Source organism: Escherichia sp. TW14182 (genome assembly GCF_000208525.1).
Taxonomy (GTDB): domain Bacteria; phylum Pseudomonadota; class Gammaproteobacteria; order Enterobacterales; family Enterobacteriaceae; genus Escherichia; species Escherichia ruysiae.
In genome coordinates, this window is sequence record NZ_AEJZ01000188.1 from 1 (window position 1) to 16,763 (window position 16,763).

The 16,763-nt window shown below is 52.8% G+C and carries 14 protein-coding genes; 3 read left to right on the forward strand and 11 right to left on the reverse strand.

Going from position 1 to position 16,763, the window contains the following annotated elements:
- The first annotated feature begins 27 nt into the window (after positions 1 to 27).
- From ubiU to EQY_RS0115810, 3 genes are all read left to right on the forward strand, one after another.
- On the forward strand, positions 28 to 1,023 hold the full coding sequence (gene ubiU, locus EQY_RS0115800) for a ubiquinone anaerobic biosynthesis protein UbiU (RefSeq protein WP_000421305.1): 996 nt from the start codon (positions 28 to 30) through the stop codon (positions 1,021 to 1,023).
- A gap of 8 nt (positions 1,024 to 1,031) precedes the next feature.
- Positions 1,032 to 1,910, forward strand: coding sequence for a U32 family peptidase (locus tag EQY_RS0115805; protein ID WP_024212613.1), 879 nt, complete (start codon positions 1,032 to 1,034; stop codon positions 1,908 to 1,910).
- Between the two features lie 80 nt (positions 1,911 to 1,990).
- Positions 1,991 to 2,998, forward strand: coding sequence for a luciferase-like monooxygenase (locus EQY_RS0115810; protein ID WP_000130415.1), 1,008 nt, complete (start codon positions 1,991 to 1,993; stop codon positions 2,996 to 2,998).
- A gap of 72 nt (positions 2,999 to 3,070) precedes the next feature.
- On the opposite strand, the gene mtr is transcribed toward EQY_RS0115810, so the two are convergent.
- The 11 genes from mtr to rimP all read right to left on the reverse strand — a co-directional run bounded on the left by mtr (position 3,071) and on the right by rimP (position 16,503).
- Entirely contained in the window at positions 3,071 to 4,315 is a 1,245-nt protein-coding gene (gene mtr / locus EQY_RS0115815; RefSeq protein WP_000224338.1) for a tryptophan permease, read from the reverse strand.
- A gap of 153 nt (positions 4,316 to 4,468) precedes the next feature.
- A complete protein-coding gene (gene deaD, locus EQY_RS0115825; protein WP_001301504.1) occupies positions 4,469 to 6,358 on the reverse strand; it encodes an ATP-dependent RNA helicase DeaD in 1,890 nt (629 codons plus the stop codon).
- Positions 6,351 to 6,431 carry a protein YrbN gene (gene yrbN / locus EQY_RS26265; RefSeq protein ID WP_010723222.1) on the reverse strand — a complete coding sequence of 27 codons (81 nt, stop codon included), beginning with the start codon at positions 6,429 to 6,431 and terminating at the stop codon, positions 6,351 to 6,353. The genes deaD and yrbN overlap by 8 nt, the downstream gene beginning before the upstream one ends.
- A 106-nt stretch (positions 6,432 to 6,537) precedes the next feature.
- Positions 6,538 to 7,422 (reverse strand): lipoprotein NlpI, encoded by an 885-nt coding sequence (gene nlpI, locus EQY_RS0115830; RefSeq protein WP_000802080.1) that lies wholly within the window; start codon positions 7,420 to 7,422, stop codon positions 6,538 to 6,540.
- Positions 7,423 to 7,530: 108 nt separating this feature from the next.
- Positions 7,531 to 9,666 (reverse strand): polyribonucleotide nucleotidyltransferase, encoded by a 2,136-nt coding sequence (gene pnp / locus EQY_RS0115835; RefSeq protein WP_000933927.1) that lies wholly within the window; start codon positions 9,664 to 9,666, stop codon positions 7,531 to 7,533.
- Between the two features lie 246 nt (positions 9,667 to 9,912).
- Positions 9,913 to 10,182 carry a 30S ribosomal protein S15 gene (gene rpsO, locus EQY_RS0115840; protein ID WP_000059470.1) on the reverse strand — a complete coding sequence of 90 codons (270 nt, stop codon included), beginning with the start codon at positions 10,180 to 10,182 and terminating at the stop codon, positions 9,913 to 9,915.
- Between the two features lie 148 nt (positions 10,183 to 10,330).
- A complete protein-coding gene (gene truB / locus EQY_RS0115845; protein ID WP_000089704.1) occupies positions 10,331 to 11,275 on the reverse strand; it encodes a tRNA pseudouridine(55) synthase TruB in 945 nt (314 codons plus the stop codon).
- On the reverse strand, positions 11,275 to 11,676 hold the full coding sequence (gene rbfA / locus EQY_RS0115850) for a 30S ribosome-binding factor RbfA (RefSeq protein WP_001040205.1): 402 nt from the start codon (positions 11,674 to 11,676) through the stop codon (positions 11,275 to 11,277). Before rbfA ends, truB begins: the two co-directional genes overlap by 1 nt.
- A gap of 162 nt (positions 11,677 to 11,838) precedes the next feature.
- The gene (infB, locus tag EQY_RS0115855) at positions 11,839 to 14,511 is read right to left on the reverse strand and encodes a translation initiation factor IF-2 (protein ID WP_000133059.1); all 2,673 of its coding nucleotides are present in this window, start codon (positions 14,509 to 14,511) and stop codon (positions 11,839 to 11,841) included.
- A 24-nt stretch (positions 14,512 to 14,535) separates the two neighbouring features.
- Positions 14,536 to 16,023, reverse strand: a complete 1,488-nt coding sequence (gene nusA, locus EQY_RS0115860; protein ID WP_001031044.1) for a transcription termination factor NusA — start codon at positions 16,021 to 16,023, stop codon at positions 14,536 to 14,538.
- 27 nt (positions 16,024 to 16,050) lie between these two features.
- On the reverse strand, positions 16,051 to 16,503 hold the full coding sequence (gene rimP / locus EQY_RS0115865) for a ribosome maturation factor RimP (RefSeq protein WP_001300397.1): 453 nt from the start codon (positions 16,501 to 16,503) through the stop codon (positions 16,051 to 16,053).
- Positions 16,504 to 16,763 lie beyond the last annotated feature (260 nt).

A 16,763-nucleotide genomic window follows, 5' to 3' on the forward strand; every position in this document is an offset into this window, starting at 1 on the left:
CAAACGGGATGTGTTCATATAAAAATTATGGAGCTGCTCTGCCCTGCCGGAAATCTCCCGGCGCTTAAGGCGGCCATCGAAAACGGCGCAGATGCTGTTTATATCGGGCTAAAAGATGATACCAATGCCCGCCACTTCGCCGGCCTTAACTTTACCGAGAAAAAATTGCAGGAAGCGGTGAGTTTTGTCCATCAACATCGCCGCAAACTTCACATCGCGATTAACACTTTTGCGCATCCGGACGGTTACGCCCGTTGGCAGCGCGCCGTGGATATGGCGGCGCAGCTGGGTGCCGACGCGCTGATCCTCGCCGACCTCGCCATGCTGGAGTACGCCGCCGAGCGTTATCCACATATTGAGCGTCACGTATCGGTGCAGGCTTCAGCGACCAATGAAGAGGCGATCAACTTTTATCATCGCCATTTTGACGTTGCCCGCGTGGTGCTGCCGCGCGTGTTGTCGATTCATCAGGTGAAACAACTGGCACGGGTTACCCCTGTACCACTGGAAGTGTTCGCTTTCGGCAGCCTGTGCATTATGTCGGAAGGCCGTTGCTATCTGTCGTCATATCTGACGGGTGAATCGCCCAACACCGTCGGTGCATGTTCTCCGGCTCGCTTCGTGCGCTGGCAACAAACGCCGCAGGGGCTGGAATCCCGTCTTAACGAAGTGCTGATCGACCGTTATCAGGACGGCGAAAACGCGGGTTATCCAACGCTGTGTAAAGGGCGTTATCTGGTGGACGGCGAACGCTATCACGCGCTGGAAGAACCAACCAGCCTCAATACCCTGGAACTACTGCCAGAGTTAATGGCGGCAAATATTGCTTCGGTGAAAATTGAAGGCCGCCAGCGTAGCCCGGCGTATGTCAGCCAGGTGGCGAAAGTCTGGCGTCAGGCTATCGACCGTTGTAAAGCCGATCCGCAAAACTTCGTACCGCAAAGCGCGTGGATGGAGACGCTCGGGTCGATGTCCGAAGGCACGCAAACCACCCTTGGCGCGTATCACCGTAAATGGCAGTGAGAAAAGCAATGAAATATTCCTTAGGGCCGGTGCTATGGTACTGGCCAAAAGAGACGCTGGAAGAATTTTATCAGCAGGCCGCCGCCAGCAGCGCCGACGTGATTTATCTTGGTGAAGCGGTATGCAGCAAGCGTCGGGCAACCAAAGTTGGCGACTGGCTGGAGATGGCAAAATCGCTCGCCGGGAGTGGCAAGCAGATTGTGCTCTCCACGCTGGCGCTGGTGCAGGCATCCTCCGAACTGGGCGAACTGAAACGCTATGTTGAGAATGGTGAGTTCCTGATTGAAGCCAGCGATCTCGGCGTGGTGAATATGTGCGCTGAACGTAAACTGCCGTTCGTCGCCGGGCACGCGCTAAACTGCTACAACGCGGTGACGCTGAAAATATTGCTCAAACAGGGCATGATGCGCTGGTGTATGCCAGTGGAGCTTTCCCGCGACTGGCTGGTGAATCTGCTCAATCAGTGCGATGAGCTGGGCATTCGCAACCAGTTTGAAGTGGAAGTCCTGAGCTACGGTCATCTGCCTCTGGCGTACTCTGCCCGCTGCTTTACCGCGCGTTCGGAAGACCGCCCGAAAGATGAGTGCGAAACCTGCTGCATTAAGTATCCGAACGGGCGCAACGTGCTGTCGCAAGAGAATCAGCAAGTGTTTGTGCTCAACGGCATTCAGACCATGAGCGGCTATGTTTACAACCTCGGTAACGAGCTGGCATCCATGCAGGGGCTGGTTGATGTGGTTCGTCTGTCGCCGCAGGGTGCTGACACTTTCGCTATGCTCGACGCCTTCCGCGCCAATGAAAATGGCGCTGCTCCACTGCCATTGACGGCAAACAGCGATTGTAACGGCTACTGGCGACGGCTGGCTGGGCTGGAGCTGCAAGCGTAAGTAAATAGCTCACTTTGTTAACAACTTTAACTACTCTTTAATGCAGTATTAAAGATTAATCGGTAACAAAGTGAGCTGTTATGACTGATAAAACTATTCCTTTTTCGCTACTCGATCTGGCTCCCATCCCCGAAGGTTCTTCAGCACGAGAAGCGTTCTCCCACTCTCTCGATCTCGCCCGTCTGGCTGAAAAGCGCGGCTATCATCGCTACTGGCTGGCGGAACACCACAATATGACCGGCATTGCCAGTGCTGCCACATCGGTGTTAATTGGCTATCTGGCGGCGAACACCACCACGCTGCATCTGGGTTCCGGCGGCGTGATGTTACCTAACCACTCACCGTTGGTGATTGCCGAACAGTTTGGCACGCTCAATACGCTCTATCCGGGGCGAATCGATTTGGGGCTGGGTCGTGCTCCGGGCAGTGACCAGCGAACCATGATGGCTCTACGTCGTCATATGAGCGGCGATATTGATAATTTTCCCCGCGATGTTGCAGAGCTGGTGGACTGGTTTGACGCCCGCGATCCAAACCCACATGTGCGTCCGGTGCCGGGCTATGGTGAGAAAATTCCCGTGTGGTTGTTAGGTTCCAGCCTCTACAGCGCACAACTGGCGGCGCAGCTTGGTCTGCCGTTTGCGTTTGCCTCACACTTCGCGCCGGATATGCTGTTCCAGGCGTTGCATCTTTATCGCAGCAACTTCAAACCGTCGGCACGGCTGGAGAAACCATACGCGATGGTGTGCATCAATATTATCGCCGCCGACAGCAACCGCGATGCCGAATTTCTGTTTACCTCAATGCAGCAAGCCTTTGTGAAGCTGCGCCGTGGCGAAACCGGGCAACTGCCGCCACCGATTCAAAATATGGATCAGTTCTGGTCACCGTCCGAGCAGTATGGCGTGCAGCAGGCGCTGAGTATGTCGTTGGTAGGTGATAAAGCGAAAGTGCGTCATGGCTTGCAGTCGATCCTGCGCGAAACCGACGCCGATGAGATTATGGTTAACGGGCAGATTTTCGACCACCAGGCGCGCCTGCATTCGTTTGAGCTGGCGATGGATGTGAAGGAGGAGTTGTTGGGGTAAGTGCATTTTCCGCGCCGGGCAGTCCCCTCTCCCTGTGGGAGAGGGTTAGGGTGAGGGCATCAGACCTCACCCTTACTGATACACCGGCAGCAAATTAAAGCTCGATAAAATATGGATCAGAGCGTTGCCAATGCCAAACACCAGAATCAGGACAATCATCGGCTTGCCGCCCCAGACGCGGAATTTCGGGCTACCGAAGCGTTTACGCGATGCGCGAGCCAGCAGCGCCGGAACAATTGCCGCCCAGATGGTAGCCGCTAAGCCAGCATAACCAATGGCATACAGGAATCCGTTCGGAAACAGCAGGCCACCCACAACAGGTGGTGCAAAGGTCAACAGAGCCGTTTTAAAGCGACCCAGAGCCGAGTCGTCGAAACCAAACAGATCTGCCAGATAATCGAACAGACCAAGCGTTACGCCGAGGAATGAACTCGCTACCGCAAAGTTAGAGAACACCACCAGCAGCAGATCCAGACTACGGCTGTTCAGCACGCCACTTAATGCCTGTACCAGCACATCTATATTGCCGCCCTTCTCTGCGATGCCGATAAACTCCGGACGTGGGATGTTACCCATCGTCGCCAGCAACCAGATGGTATACAGCGCCAGCGCCATCAGCGTACCGTACACCAGGCATTTGACGATGGTTTTCGGATCTTTACCGTAATATTTCATCAGGCTCGGCACGTTACCGTGATAACCAAACGACGCCAGGCAGAACGGCAGGGTCATCAACAGATACGGTGCATAAGACGCATTGCTTTCGGCGACGTTGAACAATGTCGCAGGCTGTACATGCCCCAGCAGGCTGCCGAAAGTGAGGAAAAACGTAATGACTTTCGCCCCCAGCACAATCGCCGTCATGCGGCTGACAGCTTTAGTGCTCAACCACACCACGAACGCTACCAGCAGTGCAAAACCAAATCCCGCCGCCCGTGCAGGCACATTTAGCGACATCTCTGCGAAGGTGTGATGCAGAATCGAACCGCTGGCAGAAATATAAGCGTAAGTCAGGATATAGAGCACAAAGGCAATGGAAATGCCGTTGACCACGTTCCAGCCTTTGCCCAGCAAATCTTTGGTGATGGTGTCAAAGCTCGAACCGATTCGATAATTGAGGTTAGCTTCCAGAATCATCAAACCGGAATGCAGCATACAAAACCAGGTGAAGATTAGCGCCGCCATTGACCAGAAGAACCACGCACCGGACATGACCACAGGCAGAGAAAACATTCCTGCGCCAATAATGGTGCCGCCGATAATCACCACGCCGCCAAGCAGCGACGGTGACGTTTGGGTGGTGGTTAGTGTTGCCATAAGGGCTTCTCTCCAGTGAAAAATAGTGCGACTGCGTTGTTATGTGTTGCACTGTACCAGTACGCGAGTACAAAAGACAGAAAAAAAGCCCCGATTGTTAAAATCGGGGCTGTATATATTATTTTACAGATTGTTTTCGCTGTTCAGCGATGATTACGCATCACCACCGAAACGACGACGACCGGTAGAGTCATCACGACGCGGTGCGCGGCCTTCACGACGTTCGCCGCTAAAACGACGACCATCACCACGACCACCTTCACGGCGTTCACCGCTGAAGTTACGACCGCCTTCACGACGTTCGCCACTGAAACCACGACCACCGCCACGACGCTCTCCGCCAGTATGCGGCTGTGCATCGCCCAGCAACTGCATGTTCATCGGTTTGTTGAGAATGCGAGTACGCGTAAAGTGTTGCAGTACTTCACCCGGCATACCTTTCGGCAGTTCGATGGTGGAGTGAGAAGCAAACAGCTTGATGTTACCGATGTAACGGCTGCTGATGTCGCCTTCGTTAGCAATTGCGCCAACAATATGACGAACTTCAACACCATCATCGCGGCCCACTTCAATGCGGTACAGCTGCATGTCGCCAACATCACGACGTTCACGACGCGGACGATCTTCACGGTCGCCACGCGGGCCACGGTCGTTACGATCGCGCGGACCACGGTCATCACGGTCACGGAATTCACGTTTCGGACGCATCGGCGCATCTGGCGGAACAATCAGAGTACGTTCACCCTGTGCCATTTTCAGCAGTGCGGCTGCCAGAGTTTCGAGATCCAGTTCTTCACCTTCTGCAGTCGGCTGAATTTTGCTCAGCAGTGCACGGTATTGATCCAGATCGCTGCTTTCCAGCTGCTGCTGTACTTTCGCGGCAAATTTTTCCAGACGGCGTTTGCCCAGCAGTTCTGCGTTCGGCAGTTCTACTTCTGGAATGGTCAGCTTCATAGTACGTTCAATGTTGCGCAGCAGACGACGCTCGCGGTTCTCAACGAACAGCAGCGCGCGGCCAGCACGACCCGCACGACCGGTACGGCCGATACGGTGAACGTAAGACTCAGAATCCATCGGGATATCGTAGTTAACCACCAGGCTGATACGCTCAACGTCCAGGCCACGAGCCGCAACGTCGGTCGCAATCAGGATATCCAGACGACCATCTTTCAGGCGTTCCAGAGTCTGCTCACGCAGCGCCTGGTTCATGTCACCGTTCAGCGCGGCGCTGTTGTAGCCGTTACGCTCAAGGGCTTCAGCCACTTCCAGAGTCGCATTTTTGGTACGAACGAAGATAATCGCCGCATCAAAATCTTCCGCTTCCAGGAAACGTACCAGTGCTTCGTTTTTACGCATACCCCAGACAGTCCAGTAGCTCTGGCTGATGTCAGGACGGGTAGTCACGCTGGACTGAATACGCACTTCCTGCGGCTCTTTCATAAAGCGGCGGGTAATGCGACGAATCGCTTCCGGCATAGTGGCGGAGAACAGAGCGGTCTGATGACCTTCCGGGATCTGCGCCATAATGGTTTCAACGTCTTCAATGAAGCCCATGCGCAGCATTTCGTCAGCTTCATCCAGAACCAGACCGCTCAGTTTAGAGAGATCCAGAGTGCCACGTTTCAGGTGGTCCAGCAGACGGCCCGGAGTACCGACAACGATCTGCGGCCCCTGACGCAGGGCGCGTAATTGCACGTCATAACGCTGGCCGCCGTACAGGGCAACCACGTTTACGCCGCGCATGTGTTTAGAGAAATCCGTCATTGCCTCAGCAACCTGTACCGCCAGTTCGCGGGTCGGTGCCAGCACCAGAATCTGTGGTGCTTTCAGCTCAGGATCAAGATTCTGCAACAGAGGTAAAGAGAATGCTGCAGTTTTTCCGCTCCCCGTCTGGGCCATACCCAGAACGTCGCGGCCATTCAGCAGATGTGGAATACACTCTGCCTGAATTGGAGATGGTTTTTCGTAACCCAGATCGTTAAGGGCTTCAAGGATAGGAGCCTTCAGGCCCAGATCTGCAAAAGTGGTTTCGAATTCAGCCATGTAGTACGTGTGCCTCAAAATTAATGGCGGCCAGTCTACATAACTCATCATGAAATTGATCAGCAATTTTCATTGAAAAGTGTGAACCGGCTCAAAGTAGGTGTATTAACGAACAACAACGCCCTCACCCGTTAAGGTGATGGCAATCAAATAAGATTACGGGCTGATGTGTACGTCAGCTATTGCTGGTCCGATTCTGCCAGGTCATCTTGGTCCTGGCCCAGGAGCGATAATTCCAACAATGCGTATCGGTGCTCAACAAAGTTATGAACGTTGTTGGCAACCGCCAGTTTGAACAGTGCCGTGGCGCTGTCCAAATCCCCCAGACTTAGGTAGTACTTACCTAAATAGAAGTTGGTTTCACTGAGATGCTCAGCGAGCGAGGTGTTATCCGTTGCGTCCGCCTTGAGCCTTTCCATTAACGTTTGTTCGCTAATGTTGCCCAGGTAGAACTCGACAATGTTCCATCCCCACTGCTCCTTGTCCGATTTTTCGAAGTGCTGTTTCAACACTTCTTTAGCCTGCTTCTCATCGAGCTTCTGCTCGGCGAGATAAAGCCACAGACTACGGAAAGGATCATTGGGATCGTCTTGATAAAACGCCAGCAGATCATCTTGCGCTAACTTGTCACGACCGCCGTAATATAATGCGATCCCGCGATTCAAGTGCGCGTAGTTGTAAGTTGGATCAAGCTCAAGTACAGAATCAAACGCTTCATAGGCAGCATCAAAATTGCCTGCCTGCGTTAAATATATGCCTAAGTAATTGAATACTTCAGGCATATCCGGTCGGATTGCCAGCGCCTGCGAAAAATCGTTACGCGCTAATGCCCTCAGACCAAGACTATCATACAACACTCCGCGCTCATATAAAAGCTGTGCGCGCTCGTCATCGGTTAAAGCCCGACTGGCAAGGATCTGTTCCATACGTGCCAGAATCACTTCCTGCTGTAAAGTCGGTTGCAATGGCACTGCGAGGACTTCACTTTTACGCCAGGAAGTATTACTGCATCCTGCAAGCGTAAGTGCTGTCGCAACGAAACACCAGCGCAAAAAAGGCTTCATTTCCCACTCCCGAAGACCACGGTTGAATGAACGTCCTGTTCCCGGTTGCTAACAAGGCGTCCTGCCCGGTTAAAAGCCCCCCGCCGCAGCGGAGGGCAAATGGCAACCTTACTCGCCCTGTTCAGCAGCCGGAGCTTCCGGTGCTGCAGCAGGTTGAGACTGCTCAGTCGCTTCTTTAATGCTCAGACGGATACGGCCCTGGCGATCAACTTCCAGAACTTTCACCGGCACTTCCTGACCCATCTGCAGGTAATCGGTCACTTTCTCAACGCGTTTGTCAGCGATCTGAGAGATGTGTACCAGACCTTCTTTACCGCCACCGATGGCAACAAATGCGCCAAAGTCAACGATACGGGTCACTTTACCATTGTAGACGCGGCCCACTTCGATTTCTGCAGTGATCTCTTCGATACGACGAATAGCATGTTTCGCTTTCTCGCCGTCGGTCGCTGCGATCTTCACAGTACCGTCATCTTCGATTTCGATGGTTGTGCCGGTTTCTTCGGTCAGGGCACGGATAACAGAACCGCCTTTACCGATAACGTCTTTGATCTTGTCTGGGTTGATCTTGATGGTATGGATACGCGGAGCGAACTCAGAGATATCGCCACGTGGCGCGTTGATCGCCTGTTCCATTACGCCCAGGATATGCAGACGCGCACCTTTAGCCTGGTTCAGCGCAACCTGCATGATCTCTTTGGTGATACCTTCAATTTTGATATCCATCTGCAATGCAGAGATACCGTCGCGGGAACCCGCAACTTTGAAGTCCATATCGCCCAGATGGTCTTCGTCACCCAGAATGTCAGACAGTACAACGTAGTTGTCGCCTTCTTTCACCAGACCCATTGCGATACCCGCAACGGCGGCTTTGATCGGCACACCTGCGTCCATCAGCGCCAGAGAAGCGCCGCACACGGAAGCCATAGAAGAGGAACCGTTGGATTCGGTGATTTCAGACACAACACGTACGGTGTACGGGAATTTGTCCATATCCGGCATTACAGCCAGCACGCCACGCTTCGCCAGACGACCGTGACCAATTTCACGACGCTTCGGAGAACCGACCATGCCAGTTTCGCCTACGGAGTACGGAGGGAAGTTGTAGTGGAACAGGAAGGTATCGGTACGCTCGCCCATCAGTTCATCAAGAACCTGCGCGTCACGTGCAGTACCCAGCGTTGCGGTAACCAGCGCCTGAGTTTCACCACGGGTGAACAGCGCAGAACCGTGAGTACGCGGCAGCACGCCAGTACGGACATCCAGACCACGGATCATATCTTTTTCACGACCGTCGATACGCGGTTCGCCTGCCAGTACGCGGCTACGAACAACATTTTTCTCGATAGCGTGCAGAATTTCACCCAGTTCGTTTTCGTCCAGGGTTTCGTCTTCAGCAAGCAGCGTCGCGATGGTTTCAGATTTGATCACGTCAACCTGCGCATAACGCTCTTGTTTGTCGGTGATGCGGTAAGCATCGCTCAGACGAGCTTCAGCCAGTGCAGCAACGCGTGCGTTCAGCTCTTCGTTTACCGGCTCCGGCTGCCAGTCCCAACGCGGTTTACCGGCTTCTTTCACCAGTTCATTGATGTTCTGAATAACAACCTGCTGTTGTTCATGACCGAACACCACTGCGCCCAGCATCTGGTCTTCGCTCAGCAGTTCAGCTTCAGATTCAACCATCAGTACAGCGGCTTCAGTACCCGCAACAACCAGATCCAGTTTGCTCTCTTTCAGCTCGTCCTGGGTCGGGTTCAATACGTACTGATCATTGATGTAACCCACGCGGGCAGCACCAATCGGACCATTGAACGGAATACCAGACAGAGACAGTGCTGCAGAAGCACCAATCATCGCGACGATATCCGGATTAACCTGCGGGTTAACAGAAACAACGGTGGCGATAACCTGAACTTCGTTGACGAAGCCTTCCGGGAACAGCGGGCGAATCGGGCGGTCAATCAGACGCGCGATCAGGGTTTCGCCTTCGCTTGGGCGGCCTTCACGACGGAAGAAGCTACCCGGGATACGACCAGCAGCGTAGGTACGCTCCTGATAGTTAACGGTCAGTGGGAAGAAATCCTGACCTGGTTTGGCTTTTTTCTGACCAACAACGGTAACGAATACCGCAGTGTCATCCATGCTAACCATAACAGCGGCAGTGGCTTGACGCGCCATCATGCCAGTTTCCAGAGTTACGGTGTGTTGACCGTACTGGAATTTACGAACGATCGGATTAAGCAATGTAATATCCTTTCTCTTTCTTAGACAGCACCTTAACGGCGCTGGTGTTAATACCCGATCTTCTGCGCATCCTCGCGACTAATGACAACCCTAACCCAGCCTGATGTGGGTAAAGCCTCTCATTAGCCGCGCGAACCTCTGCAACGGAAGATCATTCATAGCAACAATACATTAGTTTCCAGTGAATTGCTGCCGTTAGCTTGAAAAAAGGGGCCACTCAGGCCCCTTTTCTGAAACTCGCAAGAATTAGCGACGCAGACCCAGACGCTCAATGAGCTGGGTGTAACGTGCTACGTCTTTACGTTTCAGGTAGTCGAGCAGTTTACGACGCTGAGAAACCATGCGCAGCAGACCACGACGGCTGTGGTGATCTTTTTTGTGCTCTGCAAAGTGACCCTGCAGGTGGTTGATCTGTGCAGTCAGCAGTGCTACCTGAACTTCGGTAGAACCGGTGTCGTTTTCACCACGACCAAACTCAGAAACGATTTTAGCTGTTGCTTCAGTACTTAGAGACATTTTAAAACTCCAAAGTATATAGAATGAAAGGACGCCGATCTCTAATTCAGCGATCCCAGTGTACGTTACGCAAAGTGTTAAACAATTTACGCGACGTTAAGCGGCAGTATTCTACTCGTAGCGACCTGTTATCGCAAGACGGTTAACATTACGCCGGGTATTCAACCACCAGGCGACGAGGCGCGACACGGCCTTCATCGTCAATTTCGCCCATACCGATAAACTTGCCGTTCTCACCTTCTGTAACACGAACCAGTCCTTCCAGCGGCGCACCAGATGTACGAACCGGGTTACCATTTTTGAAGTAAACAGAAGATGTTAACGGAAGATTCACTACGGGGTAGTCCGAAGCTGGACTGTCCATTGGCATCAGTAATGGATCAAGCAATTGTGCCGCTGGAATCTCTTGTTGTTCAGCTTGCTCAACCAGTTCACGCAGATGTTCCAGCGTCACCATCCGTTCGACTGGATATTTACTTACCGCCAGACGGCGCAGGTAAATAACATGCGCGCCACAGCCGAGTTTTTCACCCAGGTCGTCAATGATGGTGCGGATATAGGTGCCTTTTGAGCAATGAATTTCTAGCTCCAGCTCATTGCCTTCATGACGAATAAACAGCAATTCATAAACGGTAATCGGACGCGCTTCGCGTGGGACTTCAATGCCCTGACGCGCGTACTCGTACAGTTTTTTGCCCTGATATTTCAGCGCCGAATACATCGAAGGGATCTGTTCGATATCGCCACGGAACGTATCCAGTGCTGCCGCCAGTTGCTCTGCACTAAAGGTTACCGGACGCTCCTCAACGATTTGTCCGTCAGCGTCGGAAGTATCGGTACGCTGCCCAAGACGCGCAATCACCCGATAGCGTTTGTCGGAGTCCAACAGATACTGGGAAAACTTCGTCGCTTCCCCAAGGCAAATCGGTAACATGCCGGTTGCCAGCGGATCCAGCGCGCCGGTGTGTCCGGCACGGTTGGCGTTATAAATGCGTTTCACTTTTTGCAGCGCATCGTTGCTGGACATACCCTGCGGTTTATCCAGCAACAAAACGCCGTTAATGTCGCGACCGCGACGACGAGGACGACTCATTAGTCCTCCTTGCTGTCGTCCGGGTTAACACGACGTTCTTCGTCATGTTTGACCACGCTGGTCACCAGGTTTGACATACGCATCCCTTCAACCAATGAGTTGTCGTAGAAGAAGGTCAGTTCCGGCACGATACGCAGGCGCATCGCTTTGCCCAGCAGGCTGCGGATGAAACCAGAGGCTTCCTGCAACGCTTTGATGCCTGCTTTAACCGCGTCTTCATCTTTGTCGTTAAGGAACGTCACATATACTTTCGCATACGCCAGGTCACGAGACATTTCGACACCGGAAACGGTGGTCATCATGCCCAGACGAGGATCTTTAATTTCGCGTTGCAGGATGAGAGCGATCTCTTTTTGCATTTCCTGCGCTACGCGCTGCGGGCGACCAAATTCTTTCGCCATAATAAATTCTCCTGACAAAAAAGGGGCCATAAGCCCCTTTTTAAAATTAATTTCAGGTGGAAGGGCTGTTCACGTAGGCCTGATAAGACGCGCCAGCGTCACATCAGGCAACGGCTGCCGGAAGTGACGCAAACGCCTTATCCGGCCTACACCCAATCAACCTTAGGCAATCGTACGCTGGATCTCGATGATTTCGAATACTTCGATCACATCGCCAGTGCGGACGTCGTTGTAGTTCTTAACGCCGATACCACATTCCATACCGTTACGGACTTCGTTAACGTCATCTTTGAAGCGGCGCAGGGACTCCAGCTCGCCTTCGTAGATAACCACGTTGTCGCGCAGAACGCGGATCGGGTTGTGACGTTTAACCACACCTTCGGTAACCATACAGCCTGCGATGGCGCCGAATTTCGGTGATTTGAACACGTCACGCACTTCTGCCAGACCGATGATCTGCTGTTTCAGTTCCGGAGACAGCATACCGCTCATCGCCGCTTTAACTTCATCGATCAGGTTATAGATGACGGAGTAGTAACGCAGATCCAGGCTTTCCGCTTCAATCACTTTACGCGCAGAGGCATCAGCACGAACGTTGAAGCCAACCAGAATCGCGTTGGATGCAGCCGCCAGGGTCGCGTCGGTTTCGGTGATACCACCTACGCCAGAACCGATGATCTTCACTTTAACTTCGTCAGTAGACAGTTTCAGCAAGGAATCGGAAATCGCTTCCACAGAACCCTGAACGTCAGCCTTCAGTACGATGTTCACTTCATGAACTTCGCCTTCGGTCATGTTGGCGAACATGTTCTCGAGTTTAGATTTCTGCTGACGCGCCAGTTTAACTTCACGGAATTTGCCCTGACGGTACAGTGCAACTTCACGAGCTTTCTTCTCGTCACGAACAACGGTAACTTCGTCACCCGCAGCCGGAACACCGGACAGGCCAAGGATTTCCACCGGAATGGACGGGCCTGCTTCCAGCACTTCCTGACCGAGTTCGTTACGCATTGCACGAACACGACCGTATTCGAAGCCACACAGAACGATGTCGCCCTTGTGCAGAGTACCTTCACGTACCAGTACAGTTGCAACCGGACCACGGCCTTTATCGAGGAAGGATTCGATAACCGCACCGCTCGCCATCCCGTTACGCACGGCTTTCAGTTCCAGGACTTCAGCCTGCAGCAGGATCGCATCCAGCAGTTCGTCGATACCTGTACCTGCTTTTGCAGATACGTGTACGAACTGGCTTTCACCGCCCCACTCTTCCGGCAGAATGCCGTACTGGGACAGTTCGTTCTTAACGCGATCCGGATCGGCTTCTGGCTTATCGATTTTGTTCACAGCAACCACAACCGGCACACCCGCCGCTTTCGCGTGCTGGATTGCTTCAATGGTCTGCGGCATTACGCCGTCATCTGCAGCGACAACCAGAACTACGATATCCGTTGCCTGCGCACCACGTGCACGCATTGAAGTAAACGCGGCGTGCCCCGGGGTGTCCAGGAAGGTGATCATGCCGTTTTCAGTTTCAACGTGGTATGCACCGATGTGCTGGGTAATGCCACCTGCTTCGCCAGAGGCCACTTTCGTTGAACGAATGTAGTCCAGCAGGGAGGTTTTACCGTGGTCAACGTGACCCATGATGGTCACGACCGGCGCGCGCGGTTCAGCCGCAGCGCCAGTATCACGGTCGCTCATTACCGCTTCTTCCAGTTCGTTTTCACGACGCAGGATAACTTTGTGACCCATCTCTTCGGCAACCAGCTGTGCGGTTTCCTGGTCGATGACCTGGTTGATGGTTGCCATTGCACCCAGTTTCATCATCGCTTTGATAACCTGAGAGCCTTTAACCGCCATCTTGTTCGCCAGTTCGCCAACGGTGATGGTTTCGCCGATCACCACGTCACGGTTAACGGCCTGAGCTGGCTTCTGGAAGCCCTGCTGCAGTGAAGAACCTTTACGTTTTCCGCCTTTACCGCCACGTACTGCTGCGCGCGCTTCTTCGCGATCGGCCTTAGATTCAGAGTGTTTGTTGCCTTTTTTCGGACGCGCTGCTTTCGCGTTACGACCACGGCCACGGCCGCCTTCGACTTCACGATCGCTTTCGTCTTCTGCCTGGCGAGCATGTTGAGAGGTTGTAACGTGATAATCGCTGGAATCTTCGGTCGGTTCCGCGCTATCAGTCCATTTGTTTTCTTCCGCCATACGACGTGCTTCTTCAGCAACGCGACGTGCTTCTTCTTCGAGTTTACGACGCGCTTCTTCTTCAGCTTTACGCTTGAGCTCTGCAGCTTCCTGCTCACGGCGGGCTTTTTCAGCCTGGGCGTTTTTAGTCATATCGTCTTGTTGATTGCTCACTTTGTCTTTTTCCGCAGCTTCACGTTTCGCTTGTTCAGCGGCTTCACGTTTAGCTTGTTCTGCGGCCTCACGTTCAGCTTTTTGTTGCGCCTCGCGTTTGGCCAATTCTTCTGCCTCACGACGGGCTTGCTCTTCCGCTTCACGCTGCGCTTGCTCTTCCGCTGCAAGGCGTTCAGCCTCTTGCGGATCGCGTTTCACAAAGGTGCGTTTCTTGCGGACTTCGATTTGTACCGATTTGCTTTTTCCACCGGTACCAGGAATGTTAAGGGTGCTACGTGTTTTACGTTGCAGCGTTAATTTGTCCGGCCCTGAATTTTTCTGATTCAGGTGGTCAATTAAAGTCTGTTTCTCTTGTGCAGTCACAGAGTCGTCAGCAGACTTCCGGATACCTGCATCAGCAAATTGCTGTACCAGGCGTTCCACGGAGGTCTGTCGCTCTGCGGCCAGCGTTTTAATCGTTACATCTGTCATGCTGTTCCTTCCTGCTACAGTTTATTACGCTTCGTCACCGAACCAGCAAATATTACGGGCAGCCATAATCAGTGCTCCGGCTTTTTCGTCGGTCAACCCTTCGATATCAGCCAGATCATCAATGCCCTGTTCGGCGAGATCTTCCAGCGTACAAACGCCACGGGCGGCCAGTTTGAATGCCAAATCACGATCCATCCCTTCAAGGTTCAGCAGATCGTCAGCCGGTTTGTTATCACCGAGGCTTTCTTCCTGGGCCTGTGCAATGGTGGCCAGTGCATTTTTAGCACGCTCGCGCAGTGCTTCAACAGTCGGCTCATCAAGGCCTTCAATTTCCAACAGCTCTTTCATCGGCACATAGGCCAGTTCTTCCAGCGTCGAGAAGCCTTCTTCTACCAGGACAGTGGCAAAGTCTTCGTCAATGTCGAGATAACGGGTGAAGGTATCGATCGCTGCGTGTGCTTCCGCCTGATGTTTAGCCTGCAGGTCGTCAACGGTCATTACGTTGAGTTCCCAACCACTCAGCTGCGAAGCCAGACGCACGTTCTGACCGTTACGGCCAATTGCTTGCGCCAGATTACCAGCTTCAACGGCGATATCCATGGTGTGTTTATCTTCATCCACCACGATAGAAGCAACGTCTGCCGGTGCCATTGCATTAATAACGAACTGCGCCGGGTTATCATCCCACAGGACGATATCGATACGCTCGCCGCCAAGCTCGGTGGAAACTGCCTGAACACGGGCACCACGCATACCGACACAAGCACCTACTGGATCGATACGTTTATCGTTGGTTTTCACCGCGATTTTCGCACGAGAGCCAGGATCGCGAGCGGCAGCTTTAATTTCAATCACTTCTTCGCCGATTTCCGGCACTTCAATGCGGAACAGTTCGATCAGCATTTCCGGTTTGGAACGGGTGACGAAAAGCTGCGCGCCACGCGCTTCCGGGCGAACGGAATAAAGCACGCCACGAACGCGGTCGCCAGGGCGGAAGTTTTCACGCGGCAGCATGTCTTCACGCAGGATGACAGCTTCAGCATTGTTACCCAGATCCAGAGAGATGTTATCGCGGTTTACTTTTTTCACCACGCCGGTGATGATTTCACCTTCGTGTTCACGGAACTGATCAACAACCATCGCGCGTTCGGCTTCACGAACTTTCTGCACGATAACCTGTTTTGCCGTCTGGGTCGTAATGCGGTCAAAGGTGACAGACTCAATCTGATCTTCAACGTAATCGCCCAGGTTCAGGCTTTCATCTTCAAAACGCGCAGCTTCAAGGGTGATTTCTTTGGTCGGCTGTGTGACTTCATCAACAATCAGCCAGCGACGGAAGGTGTCAAAATCACCGCTTTTGCGATCGATCTGTACGCGGACGTCGATCTCTTGTTCATATTTTTTCTTGGTTGCTGTAGCCAACGCGCTTTCCAACGCTTCGAAAATTTTCTCGCGAGGCAGCGCCTTTTCATTGGAGACGGCTTCAACTACAGCCAAAATTTCTTTGTTCATCGCGGGGTTTTCACCTCATCCAGACTATTAAAAGTGGGGAACCAGGTTCGCCTTCTGGATATTACTCAGCGCGAACACTTCATCTTTACCTTCGACGGTAACTGTGATCATTTCACCGTCTACCGCTTTGATAACGCCCTGCCATTTACGACGGTTTTGTACCGCCATGCGGAGAACCAGAGTCACCTCTTCTCCGACGAAACGGGCGTAGTGTTCAGCCGTGAACAGTGGGCGATCGAGACCCGGTGAGGAGACTTCCAGGTTATAAGCAACGGTGATGGGATCTTCAACATCCAACACGGCACTTACCTGGTGGCTCACATCAGCACAATCATCAACATTGATGCCATCTTCACTATCAATATAGATGCGCAGTGTGGATGTGCGACCGCGAATAAACTCGATGCCAACCAGTTCAAAACCCAGGGCCTCAACTGGCGCAGTAATCATCTCTGTTAATTTTTGCTCTAATGTGGACAAGCCCACCCCCAAGACATAAAAAAAGGGCCTAAAGCCCAGTTATTCTGTAGTCAGATAACAAAAAACCCCGATAAATCGGGGCTTTATATAACTGAACCCTATAACCGCAAATGCGGTCTGGAGCACTTTCCAGAAGGATTTTTTCAAATCCCACTACGAAGGCCGAAGTCTTCACAGTATATTTGAAAAAGAACTCTAAGGGAAAGTGGTTGCGGGGGCCGGATTTGAATCGACGACCTTCGGGTTATGAGCCCGACGAG